13 protein-coding genes are annotated in these 15,985 nt (G+C 45.8%); 2 read left to right on the top strand and 11 right to left on the bottom strand.

Going from position 1 to position 15,985, the window contains the following annotated elements; translation table 11 throughout:
- Nucleotides 1–36: 36 nt before the first annotated feature.
- Nucleotides 37–549, bottom strand: coding sequence for a tRNA adenosine(34) deaminase TadA (gene tadA, locus D7D50_RS03765; protein ID WP_120701509.1), 513 nt, complete (start codon nucleotides 547–549; stop codon nucleotides 37–39).
- 221 nt (nucleotides 550–770) lie between these two features.
- Nucleotides 771–2,063 carry an adenylosuccinate synthase gene (locus tag D7D50_RS03760; RefSeq protein WP_120701508.1) on the bottom strand — a complete coding sequence of 431 codons (1,293 nt, stop codon included), beginning with the start codon at nucleotides 2,061–2,063 and terminating at the stop codon, nucleotides 771–773.
- Between the two features lie 375 nt (nucleotides 2,064–2,438).
- Here D7D50_RS03760 and hslO point away from each other — a divergent pair, with 375 nt between their 5' ends.
- Together hslO and dusB are read left to right on the top strand one after the other, a co-directional pair.
- The gene (hslO, locus tag D7D50_RS03755; protein ID WP_023027349.1) at nucleotides 2,439–3,311 is read left to right on the top strand and encodes an Hsp33 family molecular chaperone HslO; all 873 of its coding nucleotides are present in this window, start codon (nucleotides 2,439–2,441) and stop codon (nucleotides 3,309–3,311) included.
- A complete protein-coding gene (dusB, locus tag D7D50_RS03750; RefSeq protein WP_006595451.1) occupies nucleotides 3,298–4,278 on the top strand; it encodes a tRNA dihydrouridine synthase DusB in 981 nt (326 codons plus the stop codon). Before hslO ends, dusB begins: the two co-directional genes overlap by 14 nt.
- 189 nt (nucleotides 4,279–4,467) lie before the next feature.
- Here dusB and D7D50_RS03740 read toward each other — a convergent pair whose 3' ends face one another.
- The 9 genes from D7D50_RS03740 to D7D50_RS03700 form a co-directional block, all read right to left on the bottom strand.
- The gene (locus D7D50_RS03740) at nucleotides 4,468–5,265 is read right to left on the bottom strand and encodes an NUDIX domain-containing protein (protein ID WP_023027350.1); all 798 of its coding nucleotides are present in this window, start codon (nucleotides 5,263–5,265) and stop codon (nucleotides 4,468–4,470) included.
- Entirely contained in the window at nucleotides 5,266–6,048 is a 783-nt protein-coding gene (gene pnuC, locus D7D50_RS03735; RefSeq protein ID WP_023024637.1) for a nicotinamide riboside transporter PnuC, read from the bottom strand.
- Nucleotides 6,049–6,060: 12 nt separating this feature from the next.
- Nucleotides 6,061–7,119 carry an AAA family ATPase gene (locus D7D50_RS03730; RefSeq protein ID WP_120701507.1) on the bottom strand — a complete coding sequence of 353 codons (1,059 nt, stop codon included), beginning with the start codon at nucleotides 7,117–7,119 and terminating at the stop codon, nucleotides 6,061–6,063.
- Nucleotides 7,120–7,324: 205 nt separating this feature from the next.
- A complete protein-coding gene (locus D7D50_RS03725) occupies nucleotides 7,325–8,068 on the bottom strand; it encodes a hypothetical protein (protein WP_120701506.1) in 744 nt (247 codons plus the stop codon).
- Nucleotides 8,069–8,230: 162 nt separating this feature from the next.
- Complete coding sequence (locus D7D50_RS03720; RefSeq protein ID WP_120701505.1) at nucleotides 8,231–8,635, bottom strand: DUF4430 domain-containing protein; 405 nt, start codon at nucleotides 8,633–8,635, stop codon at nucleotides 8,231–8,233.
- Nucleotides 8,616–9,104: an ECF transporter S component gene (locus D7D50_RS03715; RefSeq protein WP_120701504.1), complete on the bottom strand. Its 489-nt coding sequence runs from the start codon at nucleotides 9,102–9,104 to the stop codon at nucleotides 8,616–8,618. Before D7D50_RS03715 ends, D7D50_RS03720 begins: the two co-directional genes overlap by 20 nt.
- Before the next feature lie 11 nt (nucleotides 9,105–9,115).
- The gene (locus D7D50_RS03710) at nucleotides 9,116–11,545 is read right to left on the bottom strand and encodes an ATP-dependent Clp protease ATP-binding subunit (protein ID WP_120701503.1); all 2,430 of its coding nucleotides are present in this window, start codon (nucleotides 11,543–11,545) and stop codon (nucleotides 9,116–9,118) included.
- 7 nt (nucleotides 11,546–11,552) lie between these two features.
- A complete protein-coding gene (locus D7D50_RS03705) occupies nucleotides 11,553–12,011 on the bottom strand; it encodes a CtsR family transcriptional regulator (RefSeq protein ID WP_042361280.1) in 459 nt (152 codons plus the stop codon).
- A gap of 229 nt (nucleotides 12,012–12,240) precedes the next feature.
- Nucleotides 12,241–15,951, bottom strand: coding sequence for an alpha-L-fucosidase (locus D7D50_RS03700; protein WP_120701502.1), 3,711 nt, complete (start codon nucleotides 15,949–15,951; stop codon nucleotides 12,241–12,243).
- Nucleotides 15,952–15,985 lie beyond the last annotated feature (34 nt).

Here is a 15,985-nt window from a genome sequence, read left to right as displayed (position 1 = left end):
ATATCATAAATTGTTTCTTTTGCAAAGGACTGGTTTTTATTCTTGTGTTTCGGTCTTGGCTGCGAGCTTGGCTTGTTTTTTTCGTTCCCGGCCTTGGCGGAAAAAGGTCTGCATAATAGCTGCACATTCTTCTTCTAGGATTCCTGTTTCTACTTCTACCCGGTGGTTGAGACGCTCATCTGTCAAAATGTCATAGAGGCTCCCTGCTCCGCCAAATTTCTGATTGGTCGCACCATACACCACTTGAGGAATTCTAGCTAGGCCAATGGCACCACTGCACATAACACAGGGCTCAATGGTTACAAATAGGGTGGTGTCTAGCAGACGCCAACTCTCTTCGTGCTGATTGGCTTCTTCGATCGCCATGATCTCTGCATGCATGACAGCCCGCTGCAATTCCTCCCGCGCATTGTGGCCACGCCCAATAATCTCACCGTCTTTGACGATGACACAGCCGATGGGGATTTCCTCATAGGCCAAGGCGATTTCCGCCTCTTTTAAAGCCTCTCGCATAAAGGCCTCTTTCTCTTCTAGGGTATAGTCTCTCACTAATAACTCTCACTTACTTTTTATGTTCATGTTCTATTATATGATGAAGCCACAAAAAAAGCCACCAATGGGTGACTTCTTATAGGGAGATATTATGAAAAAAAGTTTGGATTCTAAACAAAGTTAGGAGGTCTTTGTTTATGGTCTTAGTATAGACCACGTGTCTTAAAGTAAGCTTAAGAAGTAAAAAAGTTGAGAGAGTTCTCCCAACTTTCTTTTGTTTATTTACTTGACCAAACACTTTCAAGGATATTGGTTTGGTCACGATCTGGTCCGACTGAGAAGGTTGAAATGCGCACACCAACCAATTCACCGATCCGGCGAACATAGTTGCGGGCATTTTCTGGAAGCTCATCCAGGTGGCGGACACCCGTGATGTCTTCTGACCAACCTGGCAATTCTTCATAGATTGGTTTGCAACGTTTGAGTTGCTCCAAGCTTGCTGGGTAGTAGTCGATGCGTCCCCCATCCAAGTCGTAGGCTACACAGATTTTTACCGTGTCCAAGCCTGACAAAACGTCGATCGAGTTCAAGCTAAGGTTGGTAATTCCTGACACACGACGGCTATGGCGCATGACAACTGAGTCAAACCAACCAACACGACGAGGACGACCGGTAGTTGTCCCATACTCATGGCCAACTTCACGGATCCGATCACCTACTTCATCGAAGAGCTCTGTAGGGAATGGACCATCACCGACACGGCTGGTATAGGCTTTACATACACCGACAACCTTATCGATCTTGCTTGGGCCAACTCCTGATCCGATAGTCACCCCACCAGCGACTGGGTTTGAAGAGGTTACAAATGGATAGGTTCCTTGGTCAATATCCAACATCACCCCTTGGGCTCCTTCAAAGAGCACGCGCTTGCCGTTATCCAAAGCATCGTTCAAAATCACGGAAGTATCGGTTACATATTGTTTGATTTGTTGACCATATTCATAGTATTCTTCGAAGATATCGTCAAAAGAAAGAGCTTCTGCATCATAGAGCTTGGTAAATTGACGGTTCTTTTCTTCCAAGTTGATGCGAAGGCGTTCCGCAAAGACCTCACGATCCAAGAGATCCGCGATCCGGATTCCCACACGCGCAGCCTTGTCCATATAGGCTGGTCCAATCCCTTTGATGGTGGTTCCGATTTTGTTTTCGCCTTTAGACTCTTCTTGGAGACGGTCCAATTCGATGTGGTAAGGGAGGATGACATGGGCACGATCAGAAATGCGAAGACTGTCCGTTGATACCCCTTCTTCATGGAGATAAGCCAACTCTTTGACCAATGATTTAGGGTTGACCACTACTCCGTTTCCGATCACTGAAATCTTTTCAGGGAAGAAGATACCAGAAGGAATCAAGTGCAACTTGAACTTTTTGCCGTCGATCACGATGGTGTGACCGGCATTGTCCCCACCTTGGTAACGCGCAATGACTTCTGCATTGGCTGATAGGAAGTCTGTAATCTTCCCTTTTCCTTCATCACCCCATTGGGTTCCTACTACAACAACTGATGTCATAATTCTTTTTCATATACCATAGATAGTTCCCTATCTATGCCTTTCTTCAAACTAGGGGCAGGAGTCTCACCTGCAAGTTTGTCTTACACCCTATTATAAGAAATTTCCTCTTTTTTTTCAAGGTCAGCTATTTCTTTGCTTGGTTTTTTACCCTTAAAAGTTGTCTCTCATTTTCTAAACATCCATCTTTTGGCCTTCATATCCCAGCTTATACAATGATCGTTCGTCTTTTACCTTCTTTTCTCCCTAAATTAGATCTTATTCTTTTCAGTTTTTAAGCAAGGTTCTCCTCAGAAAGATTTTTTCCCTTTCAAGTCTAAATAAATCAAGTTACTCCCTTCACCTCTTTTCTTTTTTTATGCTAAAATAGAAGCTATGGACAAAATTATTAAAACTATCTCAGAAAGTGGCTCCTTCCGTGCCTTTGTACTTGACAGTACAGAGACCGTGCGAGCAGCCCAAGAACACCATCAGACACAAGCAAGCTCAACAGTGGCCCTCGGTCGGACCCTCATCGCTAGCCAAATTTTAGCGGCCAATGAAAAGGGAAATACCAAGATTACGGTGAAAATCCTAGGTACTAGCTCACTGGGGGCTATTATCACTGTGGCAGATACTCAAGGAAACGTCAAAGGCTACGTTCAAAATCCTGGTGTGGATATCAAGAAAACAGCGACTGGTGAAGTTGTGGTCGGACCATTCGTCGGAAATGGGGAATTCTTAGTCATCACCGACTATGGCACAGGCAATCCTTACCACTCCATGACGCCCCTGGTCACTGGCGAAATCGGTGAAGACCTGGCTTATTATTTGACTGAAAGCCAACAAACGCCATCTGCAGTGGGGCTCAATGTTCTACTCGACGAAGAAGACAAGGTCAAGGTTGCTGGTGGTTTCTTGGTGCAGGTCTTGCCAAATGCCAAGGAAGAAGAAATTGCCCGCTTTGAAAAACGTATCCAAGAAATGCCGGCCATTTCTACCCTTTTAGCGTCTGACGACCATATTGAAGCTCTTCTTGCTGCCATCTATGGCGAAGATCCCTACAAACGTCTCTCTGAAGAAGAACTTCGTTTCCAATGCGACTGTAGCAAGGAACGTTTCATGGATGCCTTGGCTAGCTTACCCGCCAAAGACCTTCAAGAAATGAAGGACGAAGACCAGGGAGCGGAAATTGTTTGCCAATTCTGTCAGACAGCTTATCACTTTGACGAAAACGACTTGGAGGAACTCATTCGTGACAAATCTTAATACACCTTTTATGATTGGGAACGTCGAGATCCCAAACCGGACGGTCCTAGCACCTATGGCCGGTGTGACCAACTCCGCTTTCCGGACGATTGCTAAAGAACTGGGAGCAGGGCTTGTAGTCATGGAAATGGTCTCTGATAAAGGAATCCAATACAACAACGAAAAGACACTGCATATGCTCCATATCGATGAAGGAGAAAATCCTGTATCGATCCAACTTTTCGGGAGTGACGAAGATAGCCTGGCACGCGCAGCAGAATTTATCCAAGAAAATACCAAGACCGATATCGTGGATATCAACATGGGCTGCCCAGTGAATAAAATCGTGAAAAACGAGGCGGGGGCTATGTGGCTCAAGGATCCTGATAAGATTTACTCCATTATCAACAAGGTTCAATCCGTCCTTGATATCCCTCTCACTGTCAAAATGCGGACAGGTTGGTCGGATCCTTCCCTAGCAGTGGAGAATGCCCTCGCAGCTGAAGCTGCAGGTGTCTCTGCCCTGGCTATGCACGGACGGACCCGGGAACAAATGTACACTGGTCACGCTGACCTTGAGACCCTTCACAAGGTTGCGCAAGCTCTGACCAAGATTCCATTTATTGCAAATGGAGACATCCGGACAGTTCAAGACGCCAAACAACGCATCGAAGAAGTTGGTGCTGATGCGGTCATGATTGGCCGTGCCGCTATGGGCAATCCTTACCTCTTCAACCAAATCAATCACTACTTTGAAACAGGAGAAATCCTGCCTGATTTGACCTTTGAAGACAAGATGAAGATTGCTTATGAGCACTTGAAGCGCTTGATCAATCTCAAGGGTGAGCACATTGCCGTCCGCGAATTCCGTGGCTTAGCCCCTCACTACCTCCGTGGTACCTCAGGTGCTGCCAAACTACGCGGAGCAATCTCGCAGGCTAGCACCCTAGCAGAGATTGAAGAACTTCTTCAATTAGAAAAAGCTTAATGACAAAGAGGCTAGGACAAAAGTCCTAGCCTCTTAATTGTCTTTGGATTGTCGAGCAAGACGCAGTGGTTGAGTGGGCTCTACTACGCTGATTTCATCAGCTTTTACAGCCCTACTCAACTATGCGGAGGTGGGACGACGAAATCGAATTCTAACGAATGACCGATTTCTGTCCCACTCTCTTGTATGTTATTGGTCCTTTTGGCCTTCGCTTTCTTTCCAGCGATAGGTCTTGCGTGGTTTTTTCTTAGGTACCCGCTTGACTCCTACTTCTTCCACATAGGAACCGTAGGTGACAAGGAAATTATTGGTCAAAATTTCTTTATCTGGATGGATCAGGTTCACCAACTCCGTCGCCTCGTATACGGTGAAAGGTTCTTCTAGGAGATGGAGGAAGGTTGGATTCCAAGCCAAACGCCCTTGGATCCGCTTGATGGATTCTTGGACAATCTCATAGTGGTCAAAGGCAAAATCTTCAGCCGTCAAGACACGGCCATCTAGGGAACACTCCCCTTGTTTGAAGTCCACATCGAGGAAAAGAACCTCTTTGGCATCATCCCCAGCTCGGACCAAATTGACGGCCTCCGCAGGCAAGTAGACCAGGTGGGCAATGGTGATGACCCAGCCCCGTGGATCCCGTCCAGGAGTCGAAACGGTCATTAACTGCTCGACTTTTTGAGGGGTCAACTCTAGTCCAACTTCTTCCTGGACCTCACGGATACAAGCCTGAATAGCATCTTCATGCTTTTGCAAGAATCCTCCAACCAAGGCTACCCGATGCTGACAAGGATGCGTTTTGCGGCGAATCACCAAGAGTTTCAAGCGCCCCTCCACAAAGCAGTAGGCCACCATATCAGCAGTTACGCTCGGATTTTCATAGGTAGGGTGATCCTGTTCCTTATACCAACGGAGAAATTCTTCCTCGCTGACGACCCTTTCGTAGTATTCCTTTTCGTTCATTCCTTCCGGAATGCTTGTTGCTGTCATTTAAGCAACCTCCTTTTTCACTGCTTTACTCCACTGATACCAACCGACAAGACTGTTAAGGGTATAGACCCAGTACATGCCTTGAATATGGATGCTCTTTCCCCACCAGAGGTAAATACTGAAGAGGTTGGTCGCAATCCAGAAAATCCATTGTTCGCGATAGAGACCAGTCATCAGAAGCTGTCCAACACCATTGGTCGCATCTGTTATACTATCACGGAAAGGCCGAGCACTGTGGATGCTTTTATAGGCGTAGCCCATCCCGATCCAAATCAGAGCTGTTAGGGCCAAGTACTTGATCCATTCCATTAGGTTTAATTTCTTGGCCTCAAAATGAGATTCTTCCGCTTCCCCCTGATCATTGATCCGATTCGACAACCAGACATAGAGACCAATTGGCTGCATAACGAAGAAATACAAGGTCGTCAAGACTTCTCCATAGAAGTTTTTGTTCAAGGCTAGGATTAAATAAATAGCTGAGTTTACTGCTCCAAAGAGATAGTTACTAGCCCGACCTTCTGCTACTAGTATAACACAAACTATTCCTGTCCAGGATGCAAAGAGCCCCAACCAATCATGACTCGCTTCCTGATTGGTAAATTCTAAGATAAAGGGCACGCTGGACAAAGCAAGCAAATAGAGCCATTGTGTCAATGTGCGGCCAGCGAACAGGTCTTTCCAAAGGAGTTTCATAATGCCTACAAAGCCACGTTTGCCTGCTTCTCGATGGACATTTTTTAAATGTTCCCCAAATGTTTGAATTTTTTCTTGTAATCGTTTCATGTTGCTTCTCCTTTAATCAGCTTGATAAATCGTATCGATGACACGTTTCGCTTCTTCATAATTCCCCAAGTAGTCTTGCCCGAGATAGGCTGTAGGGATATCCGAGAGGTATTGATGGCGGAGGTAATCCAGGTGATTTGAAAAACTGTTGCGAATTTCATCATCTGCCATGGTCATATCACGGAAACCATCATTAACATAGGAGCCAATAGGTTGGACAAATAAGATTAAATCCCACTTTTCCTTAGCTAAGATGCTGACAAAGAGATTGTCAAAGGTATCCGTCATACCGGTCTCTTGGCCTTCTACTTCCATATAGTAGTCGTAATAGCCCTTCGTCACCAGAGAATTTGTATCCGCAATGACTAAGCCACGATTGGCACTACTATCGATTAATTTTGAGGTTTGATCGTATTGTCCGAGTAGGAGATAATAGTAATCTTTTGGTGTTAGTTCATCATCCCGTACATTATTTCTAATTTGGTACTCCCGAGCATATTCCAAGCTCACTGGCGCATCATAGAAACGGGCCAAATCCTTTGCCAAGGTCGTCTTCCCATTACTAGCACTACCCATAATGAGAACCTTTTTCGTAAACTGACGACGGAAGGGTTGGGCAATATATTTCCAATATTTGCTCGGGTTCTCTCTGATGAGGGTTCCTGAGATGCCAAACTGACGCTCCTGCAGGCGGGCTTCAAAGCCTCGCGCTTCAAGTTCTTCTTGGTAAGCCTTCTCTCCAACAAAGAAGATCAGCTCTTCTCTCTCTGCATGATATTGAATGGTTTCTAAGGCTGTTTTCAACCAAGGCTCCCATCCCAAAGGATAGCGGGGAAGATCTGTCTCGTCAAGTTTATATATTTGAGTGAGTTCATCATTTGAAAAACCTTCTCGGATATAGCGAAAACGTTTCTGCAAAGGAAGTCCAACTTCTTCTCCACGGTCTCCTTTGTACCCAGAAACAATTACACGAACGCGGTCACATTGGCGCTTTGCCCGTTGAATTAAATCAATATGCCCTTGATGAAGGGGGGCAAATGTTCCAAAAACCACTGCCACTTTTTCTTTCATCTTACTGGCTCCTTTGTATTATTATTTCAAAACATGCTTTGCTTATACTTTTATTATAAACTATAATTAGCCAGTGTCAATACTTTTTTATAAAAAAATATATTTTTATAAAATAAAAATTAAAAAGATCCAACTCTGTATGTTATTATACAGAATTGAACCTCTGATTTCAATCATTTTTTTAATATTTCTTAATGGCGAGTCATTATTCCCGAACCAAGGCGTGCGCATGTCCATTTTCAGCCACTTGAACACTTGCCACTTGACCATCTTGACCGACGACTATATCCAAGCTAGCTGTAGATCCATCTTGAGTGGAAATCAAGCCAGCATGATAATGACCATGATCCAAGTTGTATTCATAGCTTCCAATCGTATAGCCCACTGCATCGCCACCTGGAGTTTGAATGGTCACTTGACCTCCTTGCCCAATTGTTACGCCGGTATCGCGACCATCGGTCCAACTACCTGCTGCTGTAGAATAATCCCCTGAGGCATAAGCTAACACACCTTTATAGCGTGGGTTCTCTGTCTTAGAGGCTTGCTCTTTAGCACTCGTGCGACCTTCCTCCAAGCTAGGTAGTTTTGCTTTTTCAGGTGCTGGTGTCAATGCTGGATGCGTTTCTTTGGAAGGAGTTGGGGCCAGGCCTTGACTGACTTCTGGAACTCTTGGTGTCACCGGAGTTGACGGACTTTTTTGGCTCGCTTGTGTCTCGCTCGAAGCGATGGTAGGAGATGCTGCCACCTCTGCGCTTTGTTGGCTTTGTGTGGTTTTGCTTATAGCCTTTTTCTCTTCTTTTTTACTCGTAGAACTTTGTTTTACTTGTGCAATTTTATTAGTTGAAGATGGACTGGTTTCCTTTTTCTTTTCTGATCCACAGCCGCTTAAGAGAAGAGCAGCTGTTAGAGCAAGGGTGGATAGACTAAATAAGGTTCCTTTCATTTTCATGGCAATACCTCTCTTTTGTAACATTTGTTACATTTTGTAATATAATTGTAACATTTATCTATAGGGACGTCAAGAGGATTCACAATTCTTATAAAAAATAGAAACTAGTTTCAAAAAAAGAGTGAACCCATGGAGTCCTAGTCCAAGCATTCACTCTTTTTCTTATTGATAGACTTCTTGATAAAATTCGATAGTGTCTCCATCTTGGACAGTGGTCTCTGCTGCCCCTTTTGGTGCCATCTCTCCATTGATCTTGTACATCCAATAGAGCCCCTTGCTTTCGTCTTGGGCTACTCCATCGATCGAGGTGATGAGGCCACCCTTCTCCTCAATTTTGTAGTTGCCTTTAAGGACTTCCATCAAGTTGGCTTTTTCTGCAACCTTTAGGGTCTTGCTTTGAGCTTCTTGCCCTTCAGGGGCGATACTTACCGTAATGGTACTTTCTTTTTCTTTTGCTACTTGTGAGCTAGAAGCTGAGTTTTTCGTAGCTGATGGTGTGCTTTGTCCGCAGCTAACCAAGACAAGAGCCGCTAAGACAGTAAACAAGCTATAAAGTGTTTTTTTCATGATACAATCTCCTAAATATGACATAAAGTAAAGGATAAAAACAAGCGGTGGAAAGGGCGTGGGCTAGGTTAAAGCTAAAGCCATTTACCAGAGCATAGGTCCACCAAGGCATGTGATAGAGGACAGCATAAACGCTATCAATCAACATCCCGTAGAGAAAGGATAAGATGCCGACCACTAGGGTTTGGACTTCCAAAGACAGGTGGCGATAAAGCCCCCGCCAAAGAGTCAAGAGGAGGGCAAAGACTAGAATCTGAGCGACTACCACTGGACTCATCCCCAAGAGAAAGGCTGAAGTAAACATAGTGACAGCCATCACCAAACAGGCGAATGGCCAGTCTTCGAATAGCACCAGCAAAAAGAAGATGGCACTAATGGGTTGGACATTGGGTAGAAAGGCAAAAGCTTGTCGCAGCACCACACAGAGTGCTGCTAGGAGGGTGATTCGGGTCAAGCGTTTGAGAGGCACTGCATATCCTCCTAGTCAATCGTAAAGTTAAGCTGACCAGACTTGACACCTACCTTGAGGGTTTGACCTTCTGCAACTTCTCCTCTCAAGAGGATTTCTGCCAAGTAGTCTTCCACCTGGGTCTGGATGGTCCGACGCAAAGGACGCGCTCCCATCTCTGGATCATATCCGTGAGTTGCCAGCCATTTAAGGGCAGACGCTTGGAATTTCAGAGTAATGCCCTTCTCTGCTAGGGATTGAATCAATGGTTTTACCATAATCTTGACAATCTCGTGCATTTGGTCACTGGTCAAGCTATGGAAGACAACCTTTTCATCAATCCGGTTAATAAACTCTGGTCGATAGGTCTTCTTCAACTCTTCGAAAATGCGTTTTTCCATGTTGGCTTGGTCAAAGCGAATATCCTTGGCTCCAAAACCAACTGTCTTATCATCTCGTAAAGCAGTAGCTCCCAAGTTTGACGTCATGATAATAATGGTATTGGAGAAATCCACCTTACGTCCCTTGCTGTCGGTCAAGACACCATCATCCAAGACTTGCAAGAGAACGTTAAAGATATCTGGATGGGCTTTTTCCACCTCATCAAACAAGAGGACTGAATAAGGTTTGTTGCGGACTTTTTCCGTCAACTCACCGCCTTCTTCATAGCCAACGTAACCCGGAGGAGCTCCGTTGAGACGACTAGCTGCAAATTTCTCCATGTATTCACTCATATCAAAGCGAATCAAAGCGGACTCGTCATCAAATAGAACCTCAGCAAGCGCCTTGGCTAGCTCGGTTTTCCCGACTCCTGTCGGACCGAGGAAGAGGAAGGAACCAATTGGTCGCTTGTGAGACCGGATTCCAGATTGATTGCGGCGAATCGCTCGGCTGATACTTGAGACGGCCTGATCCTGACCGATCACGCGCTTATGAAGTTCCGCTTCTAATTCAAGGTATTTCTTAGCTGCTGTTTGGGTTAGTTTCTCCACAGGAATGCCAGAAAGCTGACTGAGCGTCTTCAGAATATCCTCTTCCTTGACTTCTAACTGATAGCCTTTCGGACTGGCGTCTTCTTTTAGTAACTGAGCAACTTTTTTCCACTGTCCCTTGAGCAAGGCCTGATCGGCAGCTGTCAAATCGGACTGAAGACCCGCTTGAGGCCCCTTGTTTTGTACAGTCGCTGCCGCCTCATCCAAAAGATCAATGGCTGAGTCTGGCAAGAGGCGACTGGTCAAATAACGATGGGCATAGACAACGGCTGTCTCAATGGCTGCATCCGTAATATGGACACGGTGGTGACGCTCATAGGTCTTCTTGAGCCCTTGCAAAATAGCAATGCTATCCGCAACAGACGGTTGCTCAATCAAAACCTTGGCAAAACGGCGTGACAGAGCGGCATCTTTTTCGATGTGTTTTTGGTATTCTTCTTGCGTAGTCGCTCCTACGGTCCGTAAGGTCCCGCGAGCCAAGGCAGGCTTCAAGATATTGGCTGCATCCAAGGTGGAGTCAATCCCTGATCCAGATCCCATAATGGTATGGAGCTCATCAATGAAGAGAATGACATGGCCATCTTCTTCAATATCATTGATGATGTTGTTCATCCGCTCTTCAAAATCCCCACGGAAACGCGTTCCCGCAACAACATTCATCAAGTCTAACTCTAAGACACGCATCTTAGCAAGTTCAGTTGGGACATCTCCACTGGCAATCCGTTGGGCCAAGCCCAAAGCCAGAGCAGTCTTTCCGACACCGGCATCTCCAACGAGGACTGGATTATTTTTCGTTTTGCGGCTCAAAATCTGAATCATCCGCGAGATTTCTTGCCCCCGACCAATCACCGGTTCCAAACTGCCATTGCAAGCCATTTCTGTCAAATCTCGGGTGTAGTCTTCCAAACCACCGCTGGTAGAGGCTGGCATGCCCATCATATTTCCCATGGTTTGACGATTTGGTTGCTGGGACCGATAGAGAGAACGGATAGCCTTGACAGCTTCCTTGTCCCAACCTGCTCGTTGTTCCAAACTCTTACGAAGTTCGACGATTTTAATGCCATCTTCCTGATCATCATAGCGGAAGCCCACATACTCCAACACTTGAGAAGCTAAGGTTCCCCGCTCTAGTAAGAGCGCCAAGAGGACATGCTCTGTTCCAAGACTTTTGGCATGGACTGCCTGGGCAATCTCTTGGGAACGGTTCATGATTTCTTCTACACGGAAAGAAAAAGGAAATACCTCATAGCGACCATCCCGTTGGTAGACTTGGCCCGTGATGTGCTCAGCTGCGTCTTGAAAATCATCAATCTGCATAGGATAGTCACTTAAGACGGAACCAGCTACACTATAGGGGTTATTTGCTAGGGCCACTAGGATATGCCAGGTATCTAGGGTTTGGGAATCAAAATGACCCGCCAAGATTTGAGCGGCTTCAATCGTTTCTAATAGGGCTTTTGAATAGTTCATAAGGAGATTACATTCCCTTTCTATCGACTTGTTGGATAATTTTTCGTAGGATATTGGATCGTAAGCGATGGGCTTCACTTCCCAAAACCTCGTCTGTTGTCATCACTGACAAGAGCTCTGCTTCTCTCTTTGTAAGGAGTTTTTCTTCAAATAGCATCTGGAGGATATCACAGAATACAGTCTGACTGATCTGTTCTCCAATGCTTGCGCCAAGCTCTGTTAGCATCTGGTGTTGGTCTGAAAATTGAATCTTGCCAATCCGGATATAACCTCCGCCTCCACGCTTGCTCTCTACGATGTAGCCTCGACTTTCGGTGAAGCGGGTCTTAATCACATAATTGATTTGACTAGGAACAACTTGGAAAACATCCGCTAATTCGCTTCTCTTGAGCTCAGCGATTCCTGCTTGAGCCAGTAGCAACTTGATATAGGCCTCGATGCTATCTGATGTATTTTTACTTGCCATGATGCTCCTTTCTGATGGTTTCATTCTAGATGGACTCTCTGCTCTTCAGAGGATAAAAAATGGTCTCATCATCCATGATGTCATTATTGACCTTATCTGACTATTATACAATTTTTACGCCTGTAAATAAAGCAAAGACTACGTCCAGATGGAATCTGAATCCCCCTTACTGGTAGCCAGAAGAAACAAAAAAGAGGCTAGCGATTGCTAACCTCTTATAGAAGGTGCCTTAGGATTTCCGACGAGCGAATTTTACTCTTCCGCCTAAGAAACCTAAGCCGAAAAGTCCCATCCAGGCTAAGAAACTTGCCTTCTCTGATCCTGTCTGTGGCAGTTTACCTTCCGGTTGTAGAGAAGGACTTTCAACCTCTTCTACTACTGGATGCTCGGCAGTCAAAACAGAAGTTACTTCTGGAGTCGTCTCTTTCAGAAGAACCGGAGTTTCTTTCTCTTTTTTATCATCTACTGTTGAATGATGTGCATGAACTTGTAAGTCTTTACTTGGAGTTACAGGTGTTATTGGAGTCGGTAGATCAGGTGTCACAGAATGTTCTTCTACCACTCCTGTTCCGACTTCTGTAATCTGGTCCTGGGCTTCCACTTCGACAAAGGCATCGACTTCTGTCCGAATTTCTTTGCCTTCTTCTTGTCGAACCTCGATCAACTTCAAGCGGCGTCCAACCTTCCCTGCTTGAAGGATCCGGCTTTCACCCTTGGTTAAATCCTTGTTTTCACGCGTTTGACTCTCAAATGGAATCTCCTCCGCTTCGATGAGAAGTTCTGGCTTTTCAAGAATCAAATCCCGGACACCTTCGTCTGGGCGTGTCTGCGTCAGCGGTTCATAATTATGAGCATCTTCTAAGATGGTCTCAAGGGCTTCCACTTGATTCGCTGTAGCAACCAAATCTGGTCGCTCTTGATTCAACAACTGAGTCAATTCCGTCAATTGCTCTTGGACAGTTGATTTGAGATTTGCTTTCAAGCGATCGAGAGAAGTAGCCTTGATCTTTTCTACTCCTTCTTTGATAATCTGTTGGAGCTCTTCTTGACTGAGCAACTGACTATCTTTTCCTGATAGGATAAAGCGGTCTACCTGAATGGCTCTAGATGACTGAGGATCATTGAGAGATGGATCCAAGTGCAGACGTAATTGGTGGTAGCCTTTTGCTAGACCTTGCAGATTGACCAAACTCTGGTCCAGTTTGCGTTGATCTCCATAGCCACTGAAGTAATGGTCGCCTTCAATCTCATAGTCATGACCACGTCCTTCTTCAAAGGCCATTTCTTTTCCATCTAGGGTGACGCTGTAGAGACCATGGCTTGGATCAACCACTCCTCGAACTTCCACACCAGTTCCCTTGAAGGTGATGGTCACATCAATGTGTTTCTTTCCTTCTTCATCGGTTACTTGGTTGAAGCTAGACCAAGATTCCGTTCCATTTGAGAAGTCTCGATTGTCCGTCTCATGATTCCAGCCTTGACTGTAGTGCAGTTTTGGATCTTGATCATCCACTTCTTTGCGATTTTCTGGAAGTAGGTCCTCGTTCATCACTTGGACTGTCAGTTCTGGAATAAAGCCGACCAGGCTGCCTTGATCTGGATGCAACAATTTGGCCTTAAAGTCATAGACATCGGTCGCTTTTCCTGCAAAATCAAGGGTTGGGACTTGGACTGTTTTTTCTGTCTCTCCATCTGCGAACTCAAGGGTGACATTGGTATCTTTGTAGACCTTGCCATGAACCCCTGTTCCTGGTTCTGTGATTAACTTAAGACTGGCACTTCCTTTAGAGCCACCTTTTCTTTTGACGACGATTTGCGCTGGCTCTCCTTTTTTAACAGCTAAGGTTGGCTGAGCAAACTCAAAGAGGCCTTTTTCTTGGTTATTGAGGGCATAAATCCCTTCCGTTGCGATAGCATCTCCCTTGCTATTGACCAAGGTCAAGGTATGGGAACCTGCTTTCAAATCTGGTGTTTCATAAACCTTTTGGCTGCGTTTGCGAGTTGGACTTTGGGTATTGACCGTCGCTAGTTTTTGCCCATCGACATAGACATCCATTTCCCCATGACCTGGGTCTACAGTTGCGACCACATAGGCCTTGGTCCCTTCGAATTGATAGGTTGCAGAAGCTCCCGCTTCCTTGGTCCACATAGAGGTGCCTCGAACGCCTTCTCCCTCTTCATTCCATTGGCTATTGCCCCGGTCAGCAGTCCGGTCAGAATGATAGGTCAAACCAAGCGGATAGCCATCGGTTTCTTCGATGCTGGCTGGTGTCTTATAGACAGAGACACCGTTCAAGATTGGAGTGGCTTGGGCATCAGTAATTGACACTCGGAGGTAGCGACTATCAACTGGTTGCCCTTTGATCAAACGGCGATATCCAACGGTTGACCCAGCCCCAAAAGGAACCCATTGGCCATTCACCGCTACATCGATGGTGAAACCGGAAATCCGTTGGCCTTTCTCGATGGTTTCTTTGAGCTCTACCACATCAAAGTGTTGCTCTTTTCCAAGGTCGAGCACGAAAGAGCCGGTCTTGGCATCATCGGCAGGGGCCCAACTGGTCTTTTCATCGCCATCTGTCAAATGGCTAGCTGCGTAATGCGAATTGCGCCGTGTCGAGTCAGCTTCTACCAAAGCGCCCGCCGCATAGTCCACGCTGTAGAGTTGATCCAAAGTCTGGCGGAATTCTTTCAAACGAGCCACATCGGCATCCGCAAATTTTCCATCTTGATTGGGTGGAATATTGAGCAAGAGTGGCGTTCCACGACCGACAGATTTGAAGTAAATGTCCATCAATTCACGCAGGGACTTAGGCTCTTGATTGTCATGGTAGAACCAGCCAGAGCGAATAGAAACATCCGCTTCCCCCACTGAGTATTGCTTCCCTTCCGGATCTCCATGGTTGAGATAGCTATTGGATGGATTGTTGCGAATCTTATCCGGATTGACCTTATGCCAAACTGGATCTCCAGCAATTCCCTTTTCATTTCCTATCCAGCGAACATTGGTGGGCTCAGCTGAGAAGATAGCAATATCCCCTTGGGCTTTACGGATGGCGTCAAACCACTTATCGAAGGTATAGGTTACTTTTTGAGCCCCATCGCCACGCGCTCCATCCATCCAGACTTCAACAAATTTGCCTTTGTTTCCATATTTAGGATTTTCAAGGATTTCTTTGAGCTGGTTGAGATAGTATTCGTTGTATTGGTCCTCTGTATCCACATGGTAGAGCGGGCTGTGAGCATCCCAAGGGGAGAGGTAGACCCCCATATCCATGTCATACTTGCTAGCAGAAGCCGAAACTTCGGCTAGGATATCGCCTTTTCCTTCCTTCCAACCACTTTTGGCAATGGTATGGTCAGTGTATTTAGAAGGATACAAGAGGAAACCATCGTGGTGCTTGACGACCATGATGGTCCGTTTGAAGCCAGCGTCTTTCAGGGTTTTGATCCACTGATCAGTATCCAGATGCTCTGGATAGAAATAATAAGGGTCTTCTTGCCCATCTCCCCACTCACGATCGTAGTAGGTGTTCATCCCAAAGTGGATGAAGGCTGCCAGTTCTTCGCGATGGTATTGCATTTGGGCCTTGCTTGGAAGCGGTCCGTAATCCGCAATCTCAGGCTCCTCATCTAGAGAAGTGGCTGGTTGGGCTGCTTCTGTCCCTTGGCTGACTGCTCGGTTTTCTTTCTCACTCGTTACGGGTGAGGAATGTTCTGATTCTTCTTGGTGCTCTTTCACAGCTTTTTCCTCCTCCCCTTGATGCTCGACATCACTTGTGTTGACTCGTTCTTCACGAGTCTCACTTCTCTCAGCTTGTTCCTCTGCATAACTGGTAGTGACTCCTAAAAAACAAGTCGCTACGACTACAGAGCAAACCCCTACTGAAAGTTTGCGGATGCCAAATCGATTTCTCTTATCAAATAATCTTTTTCCCATATTCCATTCCTTTATGTCATCAGGTAAAGAGGGT

The sequence above is a fragment of the Streptococcus koreensis genome, from assembly GCF_003627135.1.
Lineage (GTDB): Bacteria > Bacillota > Bacilli > Lactobacillales > Streptococcaceae > Streptococcus > Streptococcus ilei.
Note: the sequence above shows the minus strand (reverse complement) of the source record. Positions and strands in the feature narration are given on the sequence as shown.

Bases quoted from the DNA above. Each gene is read 5' to 3' on its own strand.
- D7D50_RS03760 (WP_120701508.1), bottom strand. From the start codon at position 2,063: ATGACATCAGTTGTTGTAGTAGGAACCCAATGGGGTGATGAAGGAAAA.
- hslO (WP_023027349.1), top strand. From the start codon at position 2,439: ATGGACAAAATTATTAAAACTATCTCAGAAAGTGGCTCCTTCCGTGCC.
- D7D50_RS03740 (WP_023027350.1), bottom strand. From the start codon at position 5,265: ATGACAGCAACAAGCATTCCGGAAGGAATGAACGAAAAGGAATACTAC.
- pnuC (WP_023024637.1), bottom strand. From the start codon at position 6,048: ATGAAACGATTACAAGAAAAAATTCAAACATTTGGGGAACATTTAAAA.
- D7D50_RS03730 (WP_120701507.1), bottom strand. From the start codon at position 7,119: ATGAAAGAAAAAGTGGCAGTGGTTTTTGGAACATTTGCCCCCCTTCAT.
- D7D50_RS03725 (WP_120701506.1), bottom strand. From the start codon at position 8,068: ATGAAAATGAAAGGAACCTTATTTAGTCTATCCACCCTTGCTCTAACA.
- D7D50_RS03720 (WP_120701505.1), bottom strand. From the start codon at position 8,635: ATGAAAAAAACACTTTATAGCTTGTTTACTGTCTTAGCGGCTCTTGTC.
- D7D50_RS03710 (WP_120701503.1), bottom strand. From the start codon at position 11,545: ATGAACTATTCAAAAGCCCTATTAGAAACGATTGAAGCCGCTCAAATC.
- D7D50_RS03705 (WP_042361280.1), bottom strand. From the start codon at position 12,011: ATGGCAAGTAAAAATACATCAGATAGCATCGAGGCCTATATCAAGTTG.
- D7D50_RS03700 (WP_120701502.1), bottom strand. From the start codon at position 15,951: ATGGGAAAAAGATTATTTGATAAGAGAAATCGATTTGGCATCCGCAAA.